Source organism: Streptomyces sp. CT34, assembly GCF_000805335.1.
Lineage (GTDB): Bacteria > Actinomycetota > Actinomycetes > Streptomycetales > Streptomycetaceae > Streptomyces.
In genome coordinates, this window is the sequence record NZ_KN708638.1 from 1,709,950 (window position 1) to 1,732,627 (window position 22,678).

General features: G+C 73.6%; 17 protein-coding genes and 1 pseudogene. 11 read left to right on the forward strand and 7 right to left on the reverse strand.

Annotated elements, in window-relative coordinates:
* Positions 1-171: 171 nt before the first annotated feature.
* A complete protein-coding gene (locus RZ84_RS07670) occupies positions 172-951 on the forward strand; it encodes a response regulator transcription factor (RefSeq protein WP_052229823.1) in 780 nt (259 codons plus the stop codon).
* On the forward strand, positions 948-2,093 hold the full coding sequence (locus RZ84_RS07675) for a sensor histidine kinase (RefSeq protein WP_043263655.1): 1,146 nt from the start codon (positions 948-950) through the stop codon (positions 2,091-2,093). The genes RZ84_RS07670 and RZ84_RS07675 overlap by 4 nt, the downstream gene beginning before the upstream one ends.
* Positions 2,094-2,454: 361 nt before the next feature.
* Here RZ84_RS07675 and RZ84_RS36290 read toward each other — a convergent pair.
* Positions 2,455-3,027: pseudogene (locus tag RZ84_RS36290) on the reverse strand (cytochrome b/b6 domain-containing protein); the annotation flags it as partial.
* Positions 3,028-3,094: 67 nt separating this feature from the next.
* On the reverse strand, positions 3,095-3,877 hold the full coding sequence (locus tag RZ84_RS07685; RefSeq protein ID WP_043263657.1) for a molybdopterin-dependent oxidoreductase: 783 nt from the start codon (positions 3,875-3,877) through the stop codon (positions 3,095-3,097).
* A gap of 207 nt (positions 3,878-4,084) precedes the next feature.
* Here RZ84_RS07685 and RZ84_RS07690 point away from each other — a divergent pair, with 207 nt between their 5' ends.
* The 5 genes from RZ84_RS07690 to RZ84_RS07710 all read left to right on the forward strand — a co-directional run bounded on the left by RZ84_RS07690 (position 4,085) and on the right by RZ84_RS07710 (position 9,587).
* A complete protein-coding gene (locus RZ84_RS07690; protein ID WP_043263658.1) occupies positions 4,085-4,981 on the forward strand; it encodes a DMT family transporter in 897 nt (298 codons plus the stop codon).
* Between the two features lie 325 nt (positions 4,982-5,306).
* The gene (locus RZ84_RS07695; RefSeq protein WP_043263659.1) at positions 5,307-5,840 is read left to right on the forward strand and encodes an NUDIX domain-containing protein; all 534 of its coding nucleotides are present in this window, start codon (positions 5,307-5,309) and stop codon (positions 5,838-5,840) included.
* Between the two features lie 316 nt (positions 5,841-6,156).
* Positions 6,157-7,134, forward strand: a complete 978-nt coding sequence (locus RZ84_RS07700) for an MBL fold metallo-hydrolase (protein WP_043263660.1) — start codon at positions 6,157-6,159, stop codon at positions 7,132-7,134.
* Positions 7,135-7,314: 180 nt separating this feature from the next.
* Complete coding sequence (locus RZ84_RS07705) at positions 7,315-8,367, forward strand: phosphotransferase family protein (RefSeq protein WP_052229824.1); 1,053 nt, start codon at positions 7,315-7,317, stop codon at positions 8,365-8,367.
* A 5-nt stretch (positions 8,368-8,372) separates the two neighbouring features.
* Complete coding sequence (locus RZ84_RS07710) at positions 8,373-9,587, forward strand: acyl-CoA dehydrogenase family protein (protein ID WP_043263661.1); 1,215 nt, start codon at positions 8,373-8,375, stop codon at positions 9,585-9,587.
* A gap of 56 nt (positions 9,588-9,643) precedes the next feature.
* Here RZ84_RS07710 and RZ84_RS07715 read toward each other — a convergent pair whose 3' ends face one another.
* From RZ84_RS07715 to RZ84_RS07725, 3 genes are all read right to left on the reverse strand, one after another.
* Entirely contained in the window at positions 9,644-10,255 is a 612-nt protein-coding gene (locus tag RZ84_RS07715; RefSeq protein WP_043263662.1) for a TetR/AcrR family transcriptional regulator, read from the reverse strand.
* Positions 10,256-10,281: 26 nt separating this feature from the next.
* Positions 10,282-11,943: a class I adenylate-forming enzyme family protein gene (locus RZ84_RS07720; RefSeq protein ID WP_043263663.1), complete on the reverse strand. Its 1,662-nt coding sequence runs from the start codon at positions 11,941-11,943 to the stop codon at positions 10,282-10,284.
* A 166-nt stretch (positions 11,944-12,109) separates the two neighbouring features.
* Positions 12,110-12,877 (reverse strand): SDR family oxidoreductase, encoded by a 768-nt coding sequence (locus tag RZ84_RS07725; protein WP_043263664.1) that lies wholly within the window; start codon positions 12,875-12,877, stop codon positions 12,110-12,112.
* 347 nt (positions 12,878-13,224) lie between these two features.
* On the opposite strand from RZ84_RS07725, the gene RZ84_RS07730 reads away from it, so the two are divergent.
* Positions 13,225-14,487: an exo-beta-N-acetylmuramidase NamZ family protein gene (locus RZ84_RS07730; protein ID WP_043263665.1), complete on the forward strand. Its 1,263-nt coding sequence runs from the start codon at positions 13,225-13,227 to the stop codon at positions 14,485-14,487.
* Positions 14,488-15,010: 523 nt separating this feature from the next.
* Here RZ84_RS07730 and RZ84_RS07735 read toward each other — a convergent pair.
* Positions 15,011-16,033, reverse strand: a complete 1,023-nt coding sequence (locus RZ84_RS07735; RefSeq protein WP_043263666.1) for a LysR family transcriptional regulator — start codon at positions 16,031-16,033, stop codon at positions 15,011-15,013.
* Between the two features lie 343 nt (positions 16,034-16,376).
* The gene (locus RZ84_RS07740) at positions 16,377-19,223 is read right to left on the reverse strand and encodes a penicillin acylase family protein (protein ID WP_043263667.1); all 2,847 of its coding nucleotides are present in this window, start codon (positions 19,221-19,223) and stop codon (positions 16,377-16,379) included.
* Between the two features lie 260 nt (positions 19,224-19,483).
* Between RZ84_RS07740 and RZ84_RS07745 the strand changes: the two genes are divergently transcribed.
* The 3 genes from RZ84_RS07745 (at position 19,484) to RZ84_RS07755 (ending at position 22,674) form a co-directional block, all read left to right on the forward strand.
* Complete coding sequence (locus RZ84_RS07745; RefSeq protein ID WP_043263668.1) at positions 19,484-20,098, forward strand: hypothetical protein; 615 nt, start codon at positions 19,484-19,486, stop codon at positions 20,096-20,098.
* Between the two features lie 90 nt (positions 20,099-20,188).
* Complete coding sequence (locus RZ84_RS07750; protein ID WP_052230440.1) at positions 20,189-20,965, forward strand: 3-keto-5-aminohexanoate cleavage protein; 777 nt, start codon at positions 20,189-20,191, stop codon at positions 20,963-20,965.
* 266 nt (positions 20,966-21,231) lie between these two features.
* Positions 21,232-22,674, forward strand: coding sequence for an amidase (locus RZ84_RS07755; protein ID WP_043263669.1), 1,443 nt, complete (start codon positions 21,232-21,234; stop codon positions 22,672-22,674).
* Positions 22,675-22,678 lie beyond the last annotated feature (4 nt).

A 22,678-nucleotide genomic window follows, 5' to 3' on the forward strand; every position in this document is an offset into this window, starting at 1 on the left:
CCCGGGGCCGGTGCCGCGGGTTACCGGAGTCTTACGGAACCGGCCCCCGGCGCGCGCAGCCGCGTCCGCTGGTGTTGGCTGGAGGTATGAGGTATCTCCCGGGAAGGGCATGCTGAGTCCGTGCGCCCCGCGACCCCGCCCGCTCCCCCGCCCGGTCCCGCTCAGGGGCCCGTGCCGGGGCCGCCGCGCCGTGTCCTGGTCGTCGAGGACGACCCGACCGTCGCCGAGGTCGTCACCGGCTACCTCTCCCGCGCCGGCTACACCACCGCGCACGCCGCCGACGGGTTCACCGCCCTGGAGCGCGCCGCGGACTTCCGCCCTCATCTCGTCGTCCTGGACCTGATGCTGCCGGGCATCGACGGCCTGGAGGTCTGCCGCCGGCTGCGGCAGTCCGGCGACGGCCCGGCGGTCCCGGTGGTGATGCTGACCGCGCGCGGCGAGGAGGCCGACCGGATCCTCGGGCTGGAGCTGGGCGCGGACGACTATGTGACCAAGCCGTTCAGTCCGCGGGAGCTGGTGTTGCGGATCGGGTCGGTGTTGCGCCGGGCCGAGGCGGCGCCGCCGGCCGTCGCGCCGGCGCCCGTACTGCGTGCCGGGGACCTGACCGCCGACCCCGGGGGCCGGCGGGCCCACCGCGCTGGCCGGGAACTCTCCCTCACGGCACGGGAGTTCGATCTGCTGGTGTTCCTGATGCGGCACCCGGGGCGGGTCTTCTCGCGGGAGCAGCTGCTGCAGCGCGTCTGGGGCTGGGAGTTCGGCGATCTGTCGACCGTGACGGTGCATGTGCGGCGGCTGCGGGAGAAGATCGAGGCGGATCCGGCGGCGCCGCGGCTGGTGACGACGGTGTGGGGCGCCGGGTACCGCTTCGATCCCGGCGGCGGCGAGGTGATCATGGCGGGTGAGGTGGTGACGCACGATGCGGCGTCCGGGGGCGGCGAGCCGCGGGCATGACGGACTTTCTGGTCATCGTGGCGCTGGCGGCGCTCGGTGCGGCGGTGGTGGGTCTGCCGGCCGCGCCCGCCGTACGGGCGCTGCGGCGGCGGTCGGTGGCGCTGTCGCTGTTCGCGGTGGCGGCGCTGGCGGTGGCCGCGATGGCGGCCGGCACGGTGGCGGTGGCCCAGGCGATGTTCCTGTCCGGGCACGACCTGGGCGTGGTGATGGCCGTGGTGGCCGTCTCCGGGGTCGTCTCGCTGGCCGCCGCGCTGCTGTTCGGGCGGCGGATCGCGGCGGGCAGCCGGGAGCTGGCGCGGTCCGCGCGGACGGTCGGCAGCGAGGGCGGTTTCGTGGCGCCGGGCGAGCCGCCGACCGCCGAACTGGCCGCGCTGTCCCGGGCGTTGGAGGAGACCAGCGGCCGGCTGGCCGAGGCCCGGGAGCGCGAGCGGGCGCTGGACGCCTCGCGCCGTGAGCTGATCGCCGGGATCTCGCACGATCTGCGCACCCCGCTCGCCGGGCTGCGGGCGATGGCCGAGGCGCTGGAGGACGGGGTCGCCGAGGACACCGCCCGCTATCACGCGCGGATGCGCGTCGAGGTGGACCGGCTGGCCGCGATGGTCGACGACCTCTTCGAGCTGTCCCGTATTCAGGCCGGGGCGCTGGCGCTGACGTTGTCGCGGGTGTCGGTGTACGACCTGGTGGACGACGCGCTGGCGGGTGCCCGGCCGCTGGCGCGGGCGAGCGGGGTGCGGCTGGTGGACGGCGGGGTGGTGCCGTTGCCGGTGCGGGTGGACGCCCAGCAGATCACCCGCGTACTGGGCAATCTGCTGGTCAACGCGATCCGGGCGACGCCTGAGGACGGCACCGTCGCGGTCAGCGCGTACCGCGCCGAGGGGCGGGTGGTGCTCGCGGTGGAGGACGGCTGCGGCGGGATTCCGGCGGCGGACCTTGCCCGGGTGTTCGACACGGGCTGGCGCGGCGGACCGGCGCGCACCCCGCGGGCGGGCGGGGCGGACGGCGGGGGCGGTGCGGGGCTGGGGCTCGCGATCGTCCGCGGGATCGCCGAGGCGCACGAGGGCCGGGCCACGGTGCGCAATACGGGAGCCGGTTGCCGCTTCGAGGTGGAACTGCCGGAGGCCGGACCGGCGCGTGCGGGGTGAGACGGGCCCGGTGGACGCGGGGGCCCGGTGGACGCGGGGGCCCGTTGGACGCGGGGGCCTGGTGGACGCCGGGGGCCTGGGGCGGTGCGGTGGCCCCGGTGGACGTGGAGTCCGTGGGGCGGTGCGGTGGCGGCGACTGGCTCGGCGGAGTTCGGCGCTCGCTCGGCGGTGTCGGGCGGCGCGGCGCCGGCGGCCGAGCCCGGCTCACGGTGCCGGATGTCGGGCAGACAGAGCGGGGAGAGCAGATAGGTGGCCGCGGGCGCGAACAACCCGCTGGCGGCGCCTGTGAGTTGGACGAGAAGACCGCCCGCGCTCTGTCCCCCGGAAACCACTCGCCGTTCGCACATCCCGCATCGGGCGTCTGCCAGAGCGGATGTTGGCGTTCCGCCCAGCGTGCGTCGACCGTCCCCGTCCGCATGCCGCGCCGCGCCTCCGGATCGCCGTACGCCTTCCCGACATGGCCGGAGATCACCACGACCACGGCGAGGGCGAGCCAGTCGTGGACGAAGGTGGCCCCGGTGCGCCAGAGGAGCGGGGCGAGGTGCGGGAACCACATCAGCAGGCCGGTGGCGAGCATGACGAGCACGGCGCCGGCGATCCAGGCGGCGTAGAGCTTCTGGCCGGCGTTGAACTTGCCCGCCGGGCGGCGGCCCCGGTGGCGGCGGAGCGTGGCGCGCAGCCAGCGGCGGTCGTGCCGGCCGTAGCGGTTGAGGCGGGTGAGGTCGGCGCGCAGCGCGCGGGAGGCCAGGCCCAGCAGCAGCGGGACCGGCAGCAGGATGCCGGCCCACTCGTGGACGGTGACCACGAGGGCGCGGCGGCCGACGAGTTCGGCGAGGAAGGGGAGGTAGAGGCAGCCCGCGGTGAGGACACAGACGGACATGAGGGTGGCGGTGGTGCGGTGCACCCAGCGTTCGGCGGGGGTGAAGCGGGCGATCCGGCCGGACGGAGAGCCGGGCGGATCGCCGGATGGAGAGCCGGAAGGGGTGCCGGACGTGCTGCCGTCAGGTGGTCGGCGCATCGTCGCGTCCGTTCGAGCGGCCGACCCAGGCGTCGACGTCATAGCCGCGCTCCTCCCAGAAACCCGGTTCCACCCGGTCGGTGACGGTGATCTTCGACAGCCATTTCGCGGATTTGTAGAAGTACATGGGGGCGACATAGAGGCGGACCGGGCCGCCGTGGTCGTGGCCGAGGGGCTGGTCCTGCATCCGCAGGGCCACCAGGACGTCGTCGCGGCGGGCCTGGGCGAGGGTCAGGGATTCGGTGTAGGAGCCGTCGAAGCAGCTGAAGCGGACGGCCCCGGCCCGCGGGTGGACGCCGGCGGCGGCCAGCAGCGCGCCCAGGCGTACGCCTTCGAAGGGGGTGCCGGGCACCCGCCAGCCGGTGACGCACTGGACATCGTGCACGAGCCGGGTCTGCGGAAGGCGGCGCAGGTCGGCGAGGCGGTAGGTGGCGGGGCGGTCCACCAGGCCGTCGACGGTGAGGCGGTAGGTGTGCTCGTCCTTGCGCGGGACCGAGCCGGTGACCGAGTAGTAGCGGAATCCCCCGCCGGCGGGGAGCAGGCCGGACAGCCCGGTGGGGTCCTTCTGGGCGGCGGCGCCGAGGGTGCTGTCGTAGGCGCGCTGGAGGAGCGGTGCGGCGGCGATGCCGGCGGCGCCGGCCGCGAGCATGCCCAGTACGACGCGGCGGCCGACGGGGGTGCCGCGGCCGTCGGCGCCCCGCCGCCGGTCTCCGTCGTCGTCCGGGTCGCGGGCCGGCCGCGGCTCCGGCTGCGGGTCCTGTGTCACGGCTCGATTCGAGCATCCGGCGCACGCCCGGACCAGACGTCGGGCACCGGCGTCAGACTTTCGTCACCGATGCCCGCAACGGCCGGTCACCGGGTGGTACAGACGGGTGCGCGCGAGAATGGTGGGTGACGCGGGCCACCCGGGGGCCGCGCCCGGGTGGCTATCCTCGGGCGCATCCCCCGCCCCGCGCGATACGAGGTGTGCGACGTGACGGTGATTCTGCTCGCCCTTGGCGCGGCGTGCTGTCTGGGCACCGGGTTTGTCTTCCAGCAGATCGCGGCACAGCACGCCCCGCCGCAGGACTACCTCTCCCTGCGGCTGCTGCTCGACCTGGTGCGGATGCCGCGCTGGGTGGCCGGGATCGCGCTGATGGTGGTGGGGATGGCGCTGGGCGCGGTGGCGCTGGGCATGGGGGACATCACCCTGGTCGAGCCGCTGATGGCGACGAACCTGCTGTTCGCGATGGCGCTGGCCCGGCGGATCTCCCGGCAGCGGCTGGGCCGCAGCGGATGGGCCGGGCTGTGGCTGCTGGCCGGCGGGGTGACCGCGTTCATCGTGGCCGGGCGCCCGCACGGCAGCCGGAACAGCGGGGTCGGGCAGCTGGCGCAGTGGCTGATCATGGGTGCGGTGCTGGCCACCGCGCTGCTGCTGGCGGCCGTCGCCAAACGGGAGCGGGTGCATGTGAGCCTGGAGGCCGCGCTGCTGGGGGTGGCGGCCGGGCTGCTCTACGGGTTGCAGGACGCGCTGACCCGGATCAGCGGCGAGCGGTTCGGTGCCGGCGGCTGGGGCGCGCTGCTGACCAGCTGGCAGCCGTACGCGATCGTGGTGCTGGGGGTGCTGGCGCTGGTGCTGGTGCAGAGCGCCTTCGAGTCGGCGCCGCTGCGGATGTCGCTGCCCGCGCTGACCGCCGCCCAGCCGCTGGCCGGGATCGCCTGCGGGGTGGGGTTCCTCGGCGACCAGCTGCGGGTGACGACCGGCGCGCTGGCCTGGGAGGCGGCCGGGATCACGGCGGTGGTGGCGGGGATCGTGCTGATCGGAAGCCATCCGGCGATGCCGCCGGGGGCCGGGAAGGCCGAGCGCGTACGGGAGCTCCAGCCCCGCTGAGGCGCACGCCGGCCGCCCGGCACGCGGGCCGGCGTCCGACTGCGCACACGACGGCTTCCTGCCTCGCTCTTCATTGATGTCCGGCATGAGAACTTCGTTGATGTCCGGCATGAGAACGGCCGCATGCCCAGGGCTTCGGGTCCCGAGTTCCGGGAGAAGCCGATCCGTGCCGCCGAGGAGATCTTCGCGGTGCGGGCGTGGACGGCGCCCGGATCCGTGACATCGTGACGCTGCCATCGTGGCGCCGGCCGGCCGGGGGCAACCCCTCGCGTCCGCCCCGCGTCCCGGCGGGTGGGGTCGCCGGACCTGGTGGTTGCATGGCGCCATGACAGATCAGCAACCGCTCAACGCGGACGAAATCCTCGATGTCGTCGACGAGCACGACCGGGTGGTCGGGCAGGCCCCGCGCGCCGAGAGCTACGCCCGCCGGCTGCGCACCCGCTGCGCGTTCGTCCTGGTCCGGGACGCCGAGGACCGGATCTTCGTGCACCGGCGGACACCGCGGAAGCTGGTGTTCCCGTCGCACTACGACATGTTCGTCGGCGGCGTGGTCGGCGCCGGCGAGTCGTACGACGAGGCGGCGCTCCGGGAGGCGGAGGAGGAACTGGGCGTACGGGGTCTGGCGCGCCCCGAGCCGCTGTTCCGCTTCCTGTACGAGACGCCGGAGCACACCTGGTGGTCGGCGGTGTACCAGGTGCGCTGCACCCTTCCGGTCGCGCCCCAGGAGGCGGAGATCGACTGGTACGCGTTCCTGCCGGAGGAAGAGCTGCACCGGCGGCTGGACGAGTGGCCGTGGACGCCGGACGGGCTGGCCGCCTACCGGGAGCTGACCGCCCGGCGGACGGCCGGGGAACTCTGAGCGGACCGGGACACCGGCGGCCGGGTCCGGACCGGTCCGGTGGCTCACGGCCGGACAGAACACCTGGTGTCTCACCGCGCCCGCGGACCGCCGGATCCGGGCGACGGCCGCCGGCCGCCCGGCTCCGCTGCCGCCCCGGCTCGCACTGCCGCTGGTCGGCTGCCCGCCGGGGACGGCGGTGTGCGGCGCGGCGCTGCTGGTGCGGCCCCGCTGAGGGCGCGCCCGGCGGTACGGTGAGCCCGGCCGCGCGGAGGCGGGGACGTCCCCGGCCCGCCGGCTGCGGCGGGGCGCGGCAACCACCTTCCTGGAGCGGAACATGACCGAGCAGCAGAGCCAGGCGCCGGGCGGGAGCGAGAACCGGACCGGCGGACGGAGCCGCGCCGGGCGGGTTCCCGAGCCCTATCTCACCGAACTCGCCCCGGGTGCCTGGGCGTTCGTCCAGCCGGACGGCGGCTGGTGTCTGAACAACGCCGGCTTCGTCACCGACGGCGGCGCCACGCTGGTCGTGGACACCGCCGCCACCGAGCGCCGGGCGCGGCTGCTGCGCCGCCGGATCGCGGAGTGCGGCGCCCCCGCGCCCCGTACGGTCGTCAACACCCACCATCACGGCGACCACACCTACGGCAACGGCGTGTTCGCGCCCGAGGCGGCGGTCATCGGGCACGCGGCGTGCCGCCGTGAGGTGCTGGCCGCCGGGCACCAGCTGCACGCGGTCTGGCCGCAGGTGGCGTACGGCGACATCCGGATCACCCCGCCGGAGATCACGTACGCCGACGAACTGACCGTGCACGTCGGGGAGTTCGAGGTGCGGCTGATCCATCCGGGGGTGGCGCACACCACCGGCGACACCATCGTGTGGCTGCCGCGGCAGCGCATCGTGTTCGCCGGTGACCTGGTCTTCCACGGGGGCACGCCGTTCGTCTTCATGGGCTCGCTGGCCGGGTCGCTGCGGGCGATCGAGGTGCTGCGGTCGCTGGACGCGGCCACCGTCGTCCCGGGGCACGGCCCGGTGACCGGGCCGGAGGTCTACGACGGTGTCGAGCGCTATCTGCGGTTCGTCGGCGAGCTGGCCCGCGCGGGGCGGGCGGCCGGGCGCACGCCGCTGGAGGTGGCGCGGGAGGCGGACCTGGGCGGGTTCGCGGGGCTGGCCGAGAGCGAGCGGCTGGTGGCCAATCTGCACCGGGCGTACGCGGAGCTGGCGGGCGCCGCGCCGGGCGCGCCGCTGGACCCGGTGACCGGGTTCCGGGAGATGGCGGCACTGAACGGCGGGGCGCTGCCGGCCTGCCACGCGTGAGCGGCCGGTCCGGGGCGGCGAACGGCCGGATGACCGGTCGGGCCGGCGGGGCGTGGCGGAAATGCAGCGGGTGACGGACGCCCCACGGACGAGCACTGGACTCCATACCGACTAGTCGGCATGATCGTGCGGGCGACCACCGGTAGCCATGGACCGTCCCACTCCCCACGGAGGAGCACGATGAGCAACGGCACCCCTCCCCCGCCGGCCGCCGGCCGGGAGGCACCCCCCGGCCTCGACCTGGCGCGGCTGCGCGAACACCTGGACCGGGAGCGGCCGGGCCTGGTCGGCGGGCCGCTGAGCGCGCGGCTGATCGAGGGCGGCCGGTCCAACCTCACCTATCGCGTCACCGACGGCACGGCCTCCTGGGTCGTCCGCCGGCCGCCGCTCGGCCATGTGCTGGCCACCGCGCACGACATGCGGCGCGAGCACCGGGTGATCAGCGCGCTGCACGGCACCGCGGTGCCGGTGCCGGAGGCGCTGCTGCTGTGCGAGGACGAGTCGGTCATCGGCGCGCCGTTCTATGTGATGGAGCTGGTCGAGGGCACCCCGTACCGGACCGCGGACCAGCTGGCGCCGCTCGGCCCGGAGCGCACCCGCGCGGTGGTGCTCTCCCTCGTCGACACGCTGGTGGCGCTGCACGCGGTGGATCCGGCGGCGGCCGGCCTCGCCGACTTCGGCCGCCCGGACGGCTTCCTGGAGCGCCAACTCCGGCGCTGGGGCAAGCAGTTGGCGGCGTCCAAGAACCGCGCGCTGCCGCGCATCGACGAGCTGCACGAAGCCCTCGGCCGGGCGCTGCCGGCCTCCCCCGCGCCCACCGTCGTCCACGGTGACTACCGCCTCGACAATGTGCTGGTCGGCGCCGACGACACCATCACCGCCGTACTGGACTGGGAGATGTCCACGCTCGGCGATCCGCTGACCGACCTCGGGCTGCTGGCGATGTACTGCACGGACCTCGGCCTGCCGAAGTCGCCGGTCAGCACCACCAGCGGCGCCCCGGGTCACCCCGATCCGGACGAGCTGATCGCGCGCTATGCCGCGCGCTCCGGCCGGGACACCTCCGGCATCGCCTGGTACACCGCCTTCGCCTGGTTCAAACTCGCCGTGATCCTCGAAGGCATCCACTACCGCTTCACGCTCGGCCAGACGGTCGGCGCGGGCTTCGACCGGATCGGCGAGCTGGTGCCCGTGTTCATCGACCGCGGACTGACCACCCTCAAGGAAGGCTGAGCCCCATGGACTTCGCATTCGACGCCCGCACCGAGGAACTGCGCCACCGGCTCCTGGCGTTCATGGACGAGTACGTCCACCCGGCCGAGCGGACCGCTCACGAGCAGCGGGCCGCGCTCGCCTCGCCGTGGGACACCCCGGCGGTGGTCGAGGAGCTGAAGGCCGAGGCGCGGCGGCAGGGGCTGTGGAATCTCTTCCTGCCGGACAGCGAATACGGGGCCGGGCTGACCAACCTCCAGTACGCGCCGCTGGCCGAGATCACCGGCCGCAGCCCGCAGTTGGCGCCCACCGCGCTGAACTGCGCGGCGCCGGACACCGGCAACATGGAGGTGCTGGCGCAGTTCGGTGACGCGGCGCAGAAGAAGCAGTGGCTGGAGCCGCTGCTGGCGGGCGAGATCCGGTCGGCGTTCGCGATGACCGAGCCGGAGGTGGCCTCGTCGGACGCCACCAACATCGAGACCCGTATCGAGCGGGACGGCGACAGCTATGTCATCAACGGCCGCAAGTGGTACATCTCCGGGGCGATGAACCCGCTGTGCCGGATCTTCATCGTGATGGGCAAGACCGATCCGAACGGCGCCGACATCCGGCGCCAGCAGTCGATGATCCTGGTGCCGCGGGACGCCCCCGGCCTGACCGTCACGCGCGCCATGCAGGTCTACGGCTACGAGGACCACTACCACGGCGGGCACGCCGAGGTCGTCTTCGACGGCGTCCGGGTGCCGGCGGGCAACCTGATCGGCGAGGAGGGCGGCGGCTTCGGCATCGCCCAGGCGCGGCTCGGGCCCGGCCGGATCCACCACTGCATGCGACTGATCGGGATGGCCGAGCGGGCGATCGAGCTGATGTGCCGGCGGGCGGTGGGCCGTACCGCGTTCGGGAAGCCGCTGGCCCAGCAGGGCGTGGTCCAGGAGTGGATCGCGGACGCCCGGGTGGCGGTGGAGCAGCTGCGGCTGCTGGTGCTGAAGACCGCCTGGCTGATGGACACCGTCGGCAACAAGGGCGCGCACACCGAGATCCAGGCGATCAAGATCGCCACCCCGCGGACGGTCGTGGACATCCTCGACAAGGCGGTGCAGCTGCACGGCGCGGGCGGGGTCAGCCAGGACTTCCCGCTGGCGGAGCTGTGGGCCGCGGCCCGGACGCTGCGGCTGGCGGACGGGCCGGACGAGGTGCACCAGCGGTCGCTGGCCCGGCGCGAGATCAAGCAGTACCTGTAACGCCGTTACGGGGCGGTGCCGGTAACGACGTTACAGGCCCGGCGTCTGTCACGCCGTTACGGGCGCAGTGCCCGCAGCAGCAGCTCCGCCAGATGGTCGGCGACCTGCTGCGGGCTCAGCGGCCCGTCCTCGCGGTACCACGTCCCGAGGTGGTGCACCGAGCCGAAGTGGTAGTCGACGACCAGGTCGGCGGGGATGTCGGCGGCGAACACCCCGGCGCGCTGGCCCTCTTCGACCAGCGCCCGGAACCGCTCGTGGTAGCGCCGCCGCTCGGCGCGCACCTGCTTGTCCTTCTCCGGGCTCAGATGGTGCATCGAGCGGAAGAAGATCTTGGTGTCGTCGAGGTTCTCGATGGTGGTGACCACGACGTCCGCGGCGGCGTCCCGCAGTCGCTGCTCCACCGGTGCGTCGGCGTCCGCGAAGTGGTCCAGCCGCTCCTGCTGGAGCCGCAGCACCCGCCCGTAGACCTCGTGCAGAAGGTCGTCCTTGGAGCCGAAGTAGTGGTAGAGGGCGCCCTTGGTGACGCCCGCCGCGTCGACGATCTCCTGCACGGAGGTGCGGTCGTAGCCGTGCTCCGCGAAGAGCCTGGTGGCGGTGGCCAGCAGCCGCTGCGCCACCGGCTTCGCGGTGCCGCTGCCGTTGCCGGTGCCGTCCTTCGTGCCGGCCATCGCCCTCACCTGTCCTTCGTGCGTACTCATGCGCGGTGGCGCAGCTCCCGTCGGAGGATCTTGCCACTCGTGGTCTTGGGAAGCTCGGGCAGGATCTCCACCACCCGGGGATATTTGTACGCCGCGAGCCGCTCCTTGCAGTAAGCGGCCAGCTCGGCCGGGTCGGGGGAGGCACCCGGACGCAGGCTGACATACGCCTTGACGGTCTCGCCCCGGTAGGCGTCGGGCACGCCCACGACGGCCGCCTCGCGGACCGCCGGGTGGGTGTAGAGGACGTCCTCGACCTCCCGGGGCCACACCTTGAAACCGGAGGCGTTGATCATGTCCTTCTTGCGGTCGACGACGTAGAGCCAGCCGTCGCCGTCCATGAACCCGATGTCGCCGGTGCGCAGTTCGCCGTCCGGGATGCTCTCGGCGGTGGCATCGGGGCGGCGCCAGTAGCCGGGTACGACCTGCGGGCCGCGGACCGCGATCTCGCCCGGTTCGCCGAACGGCAGGTCGCGGCCCGCCTCGTCGATGATCCGTATGACGGTGTCCGGGCCGGGCACGCCGACCGCGAGGGTGCCGGAGACCTTGTCGACCGGCGCCTCGCGGCCGGGCGGGACGCTGGCACAGGGGGCGGTGCACTCGGTCAAGCCATAGCCGTTGTGGAGGTACGGGCCGAATCCGGCGCGGAACGTCTCCACCAGCGCCGGCGGCAGCGGCGCGCCTCCGGAGCTGACCGTCCGGAAGGAGTCGAAGTGCTCGCGGGTGACGGCGGGGTGGGCCATCAGCGCCATGAAGGCGGTGGAGGGGCCGACGGTGTAGGCGGGGCGGTGCTCCAGGAAGGCGTCCAGCACGACGCCCGCCTCGAAGCGGTAGGCGAGCGCCAGGGTGCCGGCGTTGGCGAGGCAGGCGGCGAGTTCGCAGACCATCCCGGTGATGTGGAAGAGCGGGGCGAGCGCGAAGTAGGTGGCGCCGTCGGGGAGGGCGAGTCCGGTGCGCTGGCGTTCGGCGTTGTAGCTGATGTTGCCGTGGGTGTTGGTGGCGCCCTTCGGGGTGCCGCTGGTGCCGGAGGTGTAGCTGATCAGCGCCAGGTCGTCCGCGGTCGGCCCGGAGGGCGCAGGCACCGCGCCCGCCGGGCCGGCGGTCCGGGCGGCGGTGAGCAGATCGTCGGCGCCCTCCCGGGGGCCGAGCCGTTCGCCGCGCAGCACCCTGCCGTCGTCGCGGGTCTGGAGCTCCCGTTCGCAGGTGGTCAGGGCGATCCGCACGGAGGGCGCCGCGGCGGCGGTGGCGCGCAGGAAGGCGTCCCAGGTGCGGTCCGCGCAGACGACGGCGGTGACCTCGGCGTCGGTGAGGATGTGCCGCATCTCGGCCGACTTGTACATCGGGTTGACGGGGACGACCACCCCGCCGGCCTTCCAGACGCCGAGCACCGCCAGCACGAAGTGCGGGGTGTTCTGGAGCATGACGGCGGCCCGGTCGCCGCGCCGCAGGCCGCGCCCGGCGAGGTGGGCGGCGATGCCGTCGGAGAGCGCGTCGGTCTCGGCGTAGGAGAGCCGGCCGTCGAAGTAGGCGAGCGCGGTGCGCTCGGGGGCGCGGCGGACCGCGGCCCGGAAGGCGTGCAGCGGCGAGGGCGGCGGCTGGACGGGGGCGCGCTGGGCGTCGGTGAGCTGTGCCAGCCACGGCTTGTCCTGGTAGGAGGTCATCGGGGTGCGGCCCTTCCTTCCTGATGGTCCGTGCGCGTAACTGGTGGTCCGGTCGCGGGACGGTACGGCCGGCCGGAAACCGGTGGAACCGGCCGGCGGGCGTCCGTGCGGTCCGCGCCCGCCGGCCCACAAGTCCCTGCGGGCGTGGGCCCGTTGAACCCGGTGGTCAGCCTGCGCTGCGCTCCTCCAGCTCCCGCTGGATGTGGTTCATACCGCCCAGCCAGCGGTCCGGGTCGGATGCCCGCGCGGTGTAGTAGTCCGCGACCTCCGGGTGCGGCAGGACCAGGAAGCGGCCCTCGTCCATGGCCGCGAAGAGCGCGTCGGCGACGGCCTCGGGCTCCACCGCGGTGGGTGTCAGGACCAGGTCCCCGGCTGCCCCGGTGGCGGCCAGCATGTCGGTCCGTACGCCCTGCGGGCAGATGGCGTGCACGTCGATGCCGCGGTGGCGGTAGGTCAGCGACAGCCACTCGGCGAAGGCGTAGGCGCCGTGCTTGGTGACGCTGTACGGGGCCGCGGCGACCATGGTGAGCAGGCCCGCGGCGGACACGGTGGAGACGAACCGGCCGCCGCCGCGCGCCAGCCACTCCGGCACCAGCTCGCGCGCCGCCCGGACATGGGCCATGACGTTGACGTCCCAGGCCAGCGCCCAGTCGTCCTCGGGCGCGTCGGGACCGCCACCGGTGCCGACGCCGGCGTTGGCGCAGAAGACGTCGATGGCACCGCCCAGCGCCTCGCGGGCCGGCGCCACGATGCCGGAGGCGTCGCCGGGGACCGCGATCGCCCCGATCTCCCCGGCGGTCCTGCGGGCCTTCGCCTCGTCCAGGTCGTTGACCACGACGCGGGCGCCTTCGGCGGCGAACCGGCGGGCCAGTGCGGCCCCGATCCCACCACCCGCTCCGGTCACGACAACGGCCTTGTCCCGTATGGCTGCCACGCTGCGTCTCCCTCGCTCGCTCCGGGTCGCCCGACTCACTGAGAGGCAGACTAACCAGTCGGTATGTCCCAGCGGAAGACCGTCCCCCGGCTCCCGCACCCGCGCGAGCACTCCCGGACCCGCACGAGCGGCAGGTACCGGCCATCGACACCGCACCGGCTCCCGGCATCGCGCCCGCTTCCGACATCGCACCGGCTTCCGGCATCGCACCGGCTTCCCACACGGCCGGGCGCTCCCCCACCGCCTCAAGGGCGTGGTCGCTGCCCGCATCGTCCCACGCCACCCCGAAAGGCGTTAGCGTGCGCACGACACGTATCCGGCCCGGCACCGACCACGGAGGGGTGCGCATGGCTCTGTCGAGACGCGTTCTACTGGGGCAGCTGGCGGCGACCGGAGCAGCCGCGGCGACGGTCACCGCGGCCCCCGCCCAGGCGGCGCCGCGGCCCGGCGGCCGGCGGGTGCGCACCGGCTTCGACCGGCTGGCCGCCGACGGCTACCGCCTGCTGGACGGGCAGCGGGTCGGCATCGTCACGAACCCGACCGGGGTGACCCGGGACCTACGGCACATCGTCGACGTCATGCACGCCGACCGCCGGGTCCGGCTGACCGCCGTGTTCGGCCCCGAGCACGGCTTCCGGGGCACCGCCCAGGCGGGCGGCTCGGAGGGCCGGTACACCGATCCCGCCACCGGGCTGCCGGTCTACGACACCTACGACAAGAGCGGCCGGGAACTGGCGGACATCTTCACCACGTCCGGCGTGGACACCGTCGTCTTCGACATCCAGGACGTCGGCGCGCGCTTCTACACCTACATCTGGACGCTCTACGACTGCATGGTGGCGGCCGTCGCGGCGGGCAAGCGGTTCGTGGTGCTGGACCGCCCCAACCCGGTCACCGGCCGGGCCGCGACCGGCCCCGTGCTGGACCGGAAGTACTCCTCTTTCGTCGGCCGGGAGCCGATCTCGCAGGCGCACGGGATGACGGTGACGGAGCTGGCCCGGCTCTTCAACGGCGAGTTCGTACCGCGGGTCGCCGGGCGGCCGGTGGCGCTGGAGACGGTCGCGATGACCGGCTGGCGGCGCGCCGACTTCTTCGAGGCGACCGGGCTGCCGTGGGTACCGCCCAGCCCGAACATGCCCACCACCGACACCGCACTGGTCTACGCCGGGACCTGCCTCTTCGAGGGCACCAACCTCTCCGAGGGCCGCGGCACCACGCGGCCCTTCGAACTCCTCGGCGCCGAGGGCATCGACCGCCGGTGGGCCGCCGCCGCCACCGAACTGGGCCTGCCCGGTGTGCACTTCAGGGAGGCGTACTTCGTACCGACCTTCTCCAAGTTCCAGGGCAGGACGATCGGCGGGGTCCAGCTGCATGTCCACGACCGCTCCGCGTTCGATCCGGTGCGCACCGGTATCGGCCTGCTGGTGACGGCCCGGAAGGTCTGGAAGGGCTTCGCCTGGCGGGCCGACCACTTCGATCTGCTGACCGGGTCCGCCACCGTACGCACGATGATCGACGCGGGTGCCGGAACGGAGGAGATCGTGGCGGCGTGGCAGGACGGGCTGGCACGCTTCCGGGCGGTGCGGGAGCGGTATCTCCGGTACCGCTAGCGGCTGTTGGGGGCCGACGGCGCACCACACCACCGGCGCGCGCCACGCGGCATGGCTGCCGACGAGTGCCGCGCCGGCGGTGTGGCCGCCGCGCTCGACGATCTCACCGCCGACCCAGGCGTCCACGCCGCGGTCGGCGAGGGTGGTCAGGGCGACGGTTCAGGCCATCCCCGGGATTAAGCCGACCGGAAGGCCAGATTCACCTGTCGGTCAATTTCTGACTTGGCGTCAAGAAAACAAACCCCGGTGGCGAAAACCCGAGGGAGATGTTCCGTTCCGCGGACGACGAAGAGAAGACACCTTCTGACGGCGTCTGACGGTGTCTGGCGGCGTCTTCCACCAATTGCCGGCCCTACCAGACGAGATGACGGGAGCCCGCTGCTGACTTCCCTGCACAACGAGCGTGATGGGCGCGTATCCGCCGGAGCTGTTCGGTACCGCGGTGCGCTACTCGGGCGCGCTGCCGGCCTCCAACCTGGGGATCAGGGGCTCATGGGCTCAGGGGGCACGGCGCCCGCCGGTTTCAGGGCCGCAGCCACCACCGTTCGCTCTCCCAGGAGAGCGCCTCCCAGAGGCGGTTGAGGGGGTGGTCCGGCGGATACGCGTCCCGCTCGCCGCGCCGGGTGAAGACGCCGACCAGGACCTCCGTCCGGGGGCCGACCTCCCCGACGATCTCCAGCGTGCGCAGCCCGCCGGCCTCCGGGAGGCGGCCGTCCGCCGCCGCCTCCCCGATGCCGCGGGTGACCAACATGGCGCCGCTGACCACGCCCGAGCGCAGCAGCTCGAAGCCGTAGTGGGCGGCCTCTATCTCTGCCGCCACGGTGAGCCTCTGGCGGTAGTCGCTGCCGTACCACGAGGTCAGGAAGCGGCCGATCAGACCGCCCGCGGAGACCACCAGCGGCAGCCGCGGCAGGTCGCGGGCGCTGAAGGAGGCGCCCGACAGCCGGTCCGGCGGCAGGTTCGTCAGCAGTGACAGGCCGCTGCGCCGCCACTCCATCACCTCGTAGGGCGCGAGGAGTTCGGCCTCCTCCCCCTCGGTGACCACGACGCTGCCGCAGACCAGGTCCAGTTCCTGGGTGCGCAGCTTGGTGAACAGGTCGCCGGTGCGGACGTGGGTGACCTTCAGGTCGACGCCCGCGCGTTCGTAGTCCGCGCTGACGTGCTCCACGGCGTCCAGGAGGAAACCGAGGGTGTAGCGGGTGGTGCCGACCGAGAGCGTACGGCCGAGCCGGCGGCGGGCGTCGTGGACGCCCTCGGCCCACTCGCCGAGCGTGCGCCGCGCCAGTTCGACCAGGGCCTCACCGGTCGCGGTGAACAGCGCGTCCTGTCCCCTCCCCTGCTTCAGCACCAGTTCCTCGCCGCACAGTGCGGCGAACGTGCGGTTCATCGTGTCCAGTTGCTTCTGCACGCTGGACTGCTCGCGGCCCAGCCGGCGGGCGGCCCCCAGCGCCGTCCCCGCCTCGTGCACCACGATCAGCGTGCGCAACTGGTCCATCGTCGTGTCGAGCAGCTCCGTCGGGTACTGCTCCGGACCTGGCACGGCCATCCGCCCCTACCGCCCCTACTCGCTTTCCCGTCCCCCTAATTCAGGAACGAGCAGCATAGCCGCACGGGAAAACACACCCGGAGAACAGCGGAGAACACCGGGGATTATCTGGGGGTTTCTCCCGGAAACTGCGGGATGCGTTCACGGCACCGTGGAATGGTCGAACCGATCTCTCAACCTCCTTCGCCGCCAGGTGAGTTCTGTTCGCGGGCCGCCCCCTGATTGCGCATCGCCGCCGCATTTTCCCCACCCGGGGAGACCCCGCATCCGGGGAGACCGCGCGGGCGGCGCACGCGGACCGGCCCCGGGGTGTGCTCGCCCCGGGGCCCGTCCGTGCGCTCCGCTACCTGTGGGCGGGGAACTCCACCACCTGCTGGTAGGTGGGGCGGTTCTGCCAGCTCATCTTGTCGTGGGTGAGACCGCCCACCGCACGGTGGACGATGGCGTCCGCGCACCACTGGTCGCCGGCCGTGCAGCTGTCGTCACCCGGGTATACCTGGGCGGCGGTCCTGACGGCGGCCTGCCGGAGCGTGGCCAGCAGGGTGTCGCGGCAGGCCGCGAGCGTGCCGTTGCCGCAGTACCGCTCGGTGAGCGGGCCCTGGACCCGGTCGCCGAGCACGGCGCGGAGGTCCTTGTCGGCGTAGCTCCACCACCCGTACTGGAACGCCGATCCGGCGTGCGCCCCGGTGGGGCCGTGGCCGGCGGACGGCGACTCGTCGACGGCCAGGTCGGCGCCGAGCGCGGTGTAGAGGTCCTTGCCCAGGCCCGGCGCGAAGACGCCCTGGATCATCAGCGGCCACCAGGCGTCCATCAGCCGTACCGCGTCGGAGTGGGCGTAGGTGTGCGACCCCGGGGAGGTCTCGCGGCGCCGGGCGCCGTCCTTGCGCCAGGCGTCCAGCTGCTGCACCGCGGTCCGCAGCCGGGGATCGGTGACCGGCTTGCCGTCGATCACCCGCAGCAGCTCGGGCAGCACGTCCTCGCCGCGCAGGTCGGTGACGGCGGCGTCGGCCATCGCCCGGGTCAGCGACGCCCGGGTCACCCCGCCCTCCTTGGTCAGCGCGCGCACCCGGTCGTCGAGCAGGTTGGCGCGGTGCACCGAGCCGTTGCCGAAGCCGGCCGAGTCGTAGTCCTTGGCCTGCTTGTTGTTCCAGGAGATGTAGTAGTCCTGGTCGGTGGAGTGCGGGTGCTGGGCGGGCGGGGTGTAGTCGGTGGTGTTGGTGGCGGGGTCGAAGCCCTTCCACTCGTAGGCCGGTTCGGCCCTGACGGGCAGCGACGGGTCGACGGCGGGGTTGCGGACCGGGTTGAGGCCGCTGTTGTAGTACGCGATGTCGCGGGAGTCGGCGTAGAACCAGTTGAAGGCGTAGCCGATGTGCTGGGCGGCCTTCTGGAAGCTCCCGGCGTCGTGGACGTACGACGGGTCGTTGAGCATCTGGAAGCCGATGATGGAGTCGGCCTCGTGGCGGTAGGTGGAGCGCAGCGAGGTGTAGGCGACGGGCCTGCCGCCGACGGTGGCGCGGTGGGTGACGGTGCCGTACTTGGTGCGGAAGACCTGCATCCGGTACGAACCGGCCGCCGTCGGGTCGGCGATGGTGGGCTGCCAGGCGTTGGTGCGCTCCAGCCTCTCCATGGGCAGGCACGCGCCGTGGTAGCGGTAGGAGGTGGACTCCTTGGCGGGCCGGGAGCCGTCCGCGTTGCACAGGTCGACGGCGTAGGTGTCGGTGATGTCCTGGCCGGCGGAGGTGGCGCTCCAGGCGTAGTCCTGGCCGCGGCCCAGCTGGACGTACATCCCGACGCCGGCGAACGAGGCGCCGCGGGCGCTGATGCCGGGTCCCTGGATCTCCTGGAGCATCAGCAGCTGCGGTGCGAAGTAGCCGGTCTGCGGGCCGAACACGGCGACCGGGTGGCCGTCGGCGGTGTGCTTGCCGGAGACCAGCAGGGCGTTGGACATCCCGCGGTGCCGGGTCGGGTCGAAGCTCCCCTTGGGCAGTACGCCGTCCTTGAACAGGCCCTCCAGCTTCCGGTACTTCTCCGGGGCCTCGACCGGCGTCCGCGGCGGGGTGGCGCTCTTGGAGGCGGCGGCGCCCTTGCGGTCGAAGACCAGCGGCTCGGGGGTGACCGAGCCCCGGTCGGGCAGCGCCGTGCCCCGGGCCTTGGCGGGCTTGACGGCGTACGGGAAGCTCTGGCCGTCGTGCAGGGTCTTGACGGCCTCGGGATCGTTGCGCTCCCGGAAGGACTCCCAGACCCGGGTGCCCTTGGCGACGCCGTACTTCTGCTGGGCGGAGAGCAGCGCCAGGGCCGAGGGGACCTCTCCGCCGCCGCCGTTGCCGAACAGCCCGCCGACGACGGAGGCCAGGGCTATCAGGTCGGTGAGCTTGAAGGGCTGGATCTCACCGGCGTTGGTGACGGCGTCGATGTGGCCGGTGAGAACGTATTCGCCGGGGAAGTACCGGCCGTCCTTGGACTGTTGGCGGTAGGCGTTGATGCCGTCGACGTACGCCTGGGCGTCGGCCATGGCCTGTCTGCCGCGCGCTCCGTTGTGGGTGCGGATGGCGTCGACCTGGGCCTGGAGGTCCGCCTCGGTGTACGGCGCCTGCGGCCAGAACTGCTGCTCCAGGCCCTGGTTGGCGAGCGCGCCGCCGGCGAACGAGGTCAGTTCCCCGCGGCCGATGTGCCGGAAGAGGTCCATCAGCCACAGCCGGTCCTGGCCCGCGGCGTAGCCGGCGCCGTACTCGGTGCCGTAGCGGGTGGTGCCCTTGATGTGCGGGACGCCGGTCTTCTTGTCGCGGGTGATGGTGACGTCGGGGCGCGGGGTGCCGACCGAGCCGACCTGGTCCTTGGGGACGCCGAAGGAGGCGTCGTTGTAGAAGTCGGTGAGAGTGGCGTCGGTGAGCGAGGGATAGCCGCCGTTGAGCGCGTTGTACGGGGCGATCTGGTCGGTGGAGTGGGCGGGGTGGGTGCCGAAGAGTTTGTTGCCGAGGATCTGCGCCAGGGTGGCGTTGCCCGTCGCGCCCGGTGGCAGGATGTCGTCGCACTGGCCTCGACAGTAGTCGCCATCGGCCTTCCGCGCGCCGTCGGTTGCCTGCCGGGCAGCCGCCGCGGCAGCGGTGGGGGGTGGTGCCAGGACCGTGGCACCCAAGGCCAGCAGGGCTGCCGCGGCGGCAGTCCTGAACCTTCCGGTACGTCGTCGCATTCCTGCTCCTCGAGGGGGTCCCGGTCCGTCACGGGCCGGGGGAGGGTGGGCCGGACGTTACCGCTGGTTACCTGTGACCGGAAGATGAACAACAGTCAACTTTCCCCCATCCCCGGAGACTCCTGAGGCGCACGGGAGTTGAGGACGGCCACCGCGGAACACCACCGCCCGATACCGCAAGGAAATTCGATGGATCCAGGCGGCGATCGGGTACGTCCATTCCGTGTCCAGTCGGGTCCTCCCCCGGAGGTGGAAGGAAGATGGCCGGTTTCAGAGCCCTCGCCGAACAGGTCCGCAACCCACGACTCGTCACCGCCCAGCGGCGTACCGCCCTGCGCAAATGCCTGGAACGCTTCGCCCCGTACGGGCACCGCGCGACCTGGCATCACCTGTGCACCAGGGCCGGGTTCGCCACCCAGGACCGTGACCCCGATCCGGCGCGGCTGGTGGCCGCGCTGACGGAGCTGGAGGAGGCACGCACCCTCTGGCTCGCCTACGAAGAGGAATTCGCCGCCCGGCGCCGCAAGGAGAAGCACGAGGGCATCCGCCAGGTCGGCGCCCTCGACGAATGGCACCGGCGCACCTGGGGCGGCTGCGACATCGTGCCCTGCGAGTCACCGCAGCGGCACCCGGCGGCCCGCCTCGCAGAGGTGCTGCGCCGCATGATCGCGGCGATGGAGGCGGGACGCCCGCGCCGCGACTGCCCGGTGTGCGGCTCCACCCGGTTCGCCTGGGTCCCGGACGAGGCCGGCTGCCCGGCCGCCGGGCCGGCCTGCCGCGAGTGCGGGGTGCTCGCCCCGGCGTCCGTCCTGACGCCGGACGCGCTGAGCACCGCGGCCGTCCGCCACGGCGCGGGAACCTTCGCGGCGGCCTGAGGCCCCCGCAGCCCGGCACCGTAGCCCGTCGTACGCCCCGTTCAGCGGGCGTTGTCGGACCCACCTGTCATCATCGGACACATGCTGAAGATGCTTCAGGTGTGTCTCAACGGCCCCCGCACGGCGGCCGATTCCGGTGCGGTGCCGATGTCCCCTGCCGCGCTCGCGGAAGCGGCGCGGCAGGCGGTCGCGGCCGGCGCCCAGGACGTCCATGTGCACCCCAAGACCCCGTGCGGCCAGGACTCCCTCTCACCGCGGGTGGTCGGCCCGGTCCTCACGGCGATACGGGAAGCGGTGGACGTCCCGGTGGGCGTGACGACCGGCGCCTGGGCCGAGCCGGCGCCCGAGCGCCGGGCGGAGCAGGTCAGGTCCTGGACGGTGCTGCCCGACCACGCCTCGGTCAACTGGCATGAGGCGGGCGCCGATACAGTCGCCGCCGCCCTGCTGGAGCGCGGCGTCGGCGTCGAGGCCGGCATCTGGGCCGGGACGGCGGCGGTCGAGCGCTTCGCCCGCTCGCCGCTGGCTCCGCGGGTGCTGCGGGTGCTGGCCGAGGTCATCGACGACACCGGCCCGGAGTCCGCTCCGGCCACCGCCCGTGCGCTGCTCGCCGCGCTGGCGCCGGTGCCGCACGGCCGCCCGGTGCTGCTGCACGGCCAGGACGGCGGGGCCTGGCCGGTGCTGCGGCTCGCCGCCGAGCTGGGCCTGTGCAGCCGCATCGGCATCGAGGACACCCTGCTGCTGCCCGACGGCTCACCGGCCGCGGGCAACGCCCAACTGATAGCCGCCGCCCGGGACCTGGCGGGCGTTCTGCCCCGGGAGCAAGCCGCCGGGACGGCACCTTCCGGCCATTGTTCACCGGCCGGGTGAGTCCCGCGCACCCCGCCACCGCGCACCGCCCGCGCCCGGCGGACGGTCCGAAGGGCACCGGTCACCGACCGCGCGCCGCCCGGCCGTCCCGGTACGCAGGTGGCTGTAGGCAAGTGCCCCGATCACTCACGGCCTTTACGAGCCGGCGGGCGAGCTGAAACAACTGTTCACGGGCGGATCCACGGGCGCCCGGCACCCGTGCCCCGGCCCGCACCGCACGCGCGGCACCCGGGCCGCACGGGCACCGAAGGAGAGGGTGGACGTCCATGGCCGAACTGCACGATCTGACCGCGCTCGAACAGGCCGAGGCGATCCGTACGGGGCGGCTCTCCCCCGTCGAGCTCACCGAGCACTACCTCGCGCGGATCGACCGGCTGGACGACACCCTGGGCGCCTTCCTCACCCGCACCCCGGAGATCGCCGGGAAGCAGGCCGCGGACGCCGAGAGCGAGGCCGCCGCGGCCCGCCGCGAGGGCCGCGCGCTCCCGCCGCTGTTCGGCGTCCCGGTGCCCGTGAAGGACCTCAGCCAGGTCGCCGGGGTGCGCTGCACGATGGGCTCGCGGGCGCTGGCCGACCGGATCGCGGACACCGACGACCATGTCGTCACAAAGCTGCGGGACGCCGGCACGATCCTGCTCGGCAAGACCAACACCCCCGAGTTCGGGCTGCCCTGCTACACGGAGAACGCCCTCGCGCCGCCCGCCCGCACCCCCTGGGACCTGGCGCGCTCGGCGGGCGGCTCCAGCGGCGGAGCGGCCGCGGCGGTCGCCGGCGGACTCGCACCGGTCGCCCACGGCAGCGACGGCGGCGGCTCGATCCGGATCCCCGCGTCGCTGTGCGGGCTCTACGGCATCAAGCCCAGCCGCGGCCGGATCAGTTCCGGCCCGCTGCTGCACGACGTCTCGGGCCTGAGCACCTCGGGCCCGCTGGCCCGTACGGTCGCCGACGCGGCCACGCTCCTGGACGCCATGGCGGGCCCGATGCCCGGCGACCCGTACGCCGCCCCGGCACTGCCGCCCGGTGAGACCTTCGCCGACCACGCCCGCCGCGACCCCGGCCGGCTGCGGATCGCGGTGCTCACCGAGGCCCCCGTCCCGGGCGTCGAGGTGCACGCCGACTGCCGGGCCGCGGTCGACGGGACCACCGCACTGCTGGCCGAACTCGGCCACGATACCGAGGAGTTGTCGCTGCCGGCCGACGAGGACATCCTCATCGCCTTCACCCGCGTGTGGTCCGTCATGGCCGCCCTCCGCCCGGTCCCGCCGGAGAGCGAGGAGCGGCTGATGCCGCTCACCCGCTATCTGCGGGCCCGCGGCGCCGAGATCAGCGGCCCGTCCTTCGCGGGTTCGCTGCACGCCTTCCGGATGCTCGGGCAGACCGTCGCCGACGCCCTCATGCCACCGGACACCGGCTACGACGTGATCCTCTCCCCCACCGTGGCCACGCCGCCGCCCCTGGTGGGCGCGCTGCGCGACGACGCCGATCCGCAGGCCGAGTTCGCCGTCATCGGGCGGTTCACCCCGTTCAGCGCGCTCTTCAACGTCACCGGCCAGCCCGCGGTCAGCGTCCCGCTGCACTGGACGGCACAGGGCCTGCCCATCGGCGTCATGCTGGCCGCCCGCTACGGCGACGAGGCCACGCTGATCTCGCTCTCCGCCCAGCTGGAGCGGGCCCGTCCGTGGGCGGCCCGCACCCCGTCCGTCTGGTAGTAAC

What these genes read in the sequence shown, in the direction of transcription:
- RZ84_RS07675 (WP_043263655.1), top strand. Translation starts at nt 948, where the DNA reads ATGACGGACTTTCTGGTCATCGTGGCGCTGGCGGCGCTCGGTGCGGCG.
- RZ84_RS07695 (WP_043263659.1), top strand. Translation starts at nt 5,307, where the DNA reads ATGACAGATCAGCAACCGCTCAACGCGGACGAAATCCTCGATGTCGTC.
- RZ84_RS07700 (WP_043263660.1), top strand. Translation starts at nt 6,157, where the DNA reads ATGACCGAGCAGCAGAGCCAGGCGCCGGGCGGGAGCGAGAACCGGACC.
- RZ84_RS07705 (WP_052229824.1), top strand. Translation starts at nt 7,315, where the DNA reads ATGAGCAACGGCACCCCTCCCCCGCCGGCCGCCGGCCGGGAGGCACCC.
- RZ84_RS07710 (WP_043263661.1), top strand. Translation starts at nt 8,373, where the DNA reads ATGGACTTCGCATTCGACGCCCGCACCGAGGAACTGCGCCACCGGCTC.
- RZ84_RS07715 (WP_043263662.1), bottom strand. Translation starts at nt 10,255, where the DNA reads ATGGCCGGCACGAAGGACGGCACCGGCAACGGCAGCGGCACCGCGAAG.
- RZ84_RS07720 (WP_043263663.1), bottom strand. Translation starts at nt 11,943, where the DNA reads ATGACCTCCTACCAGGACAAGCCGTGGCTGGCACAGCTCACCGACGCC.
- RZ84_RS07730 (WP_043263665.1), top strand. Translation starts at nt 13,225, where the DNA reads ATGGCTCTGTCGAGACGCGTTCTACTGGGGCAGCTGGCGGCGACCGGA.
- RZ84_RS07735 (WP_043263666.1), bottom strand. Translation starts at nt 16,033, where the DNA reads ATGGCCGTGCCAGGTCCGGAGCAGTACCCGACGGAGCTGCTCGACACG.
- RZ84_RS07740 (WP_043263667.1), bottom strand. Translation starts at nt 19,223, where the DNA reads ATGCGACGACGTACCGGAAGGTTCAGGACTGCCGCCGCGGCAGCCCTG.
- RZ84_RS07745 (WP_043263668.1), top strand. Translation starts at nt 19,484, where the DNA reads ATGGCCGGTTTCAGAGCCCTCGCCGAACAGGTCCGCAACCCACGACTC.
- RZ84_RS07750 (WP_052230440.1), top strand. Translation starts at nt 20,189, where the DNA reads ATGCTTCAGGTGTGTCTCAACGGCCCCCGCACGGCGGCCGATTCCGGT.
- RZ84_RS07755 (WP_043263669.1), top strand. Translation starts at nt 21,232, where the DNA reads ATGGCCGAACTGCACGATCTGACCGCGCTCGAACAGGCCGAGGCGATC.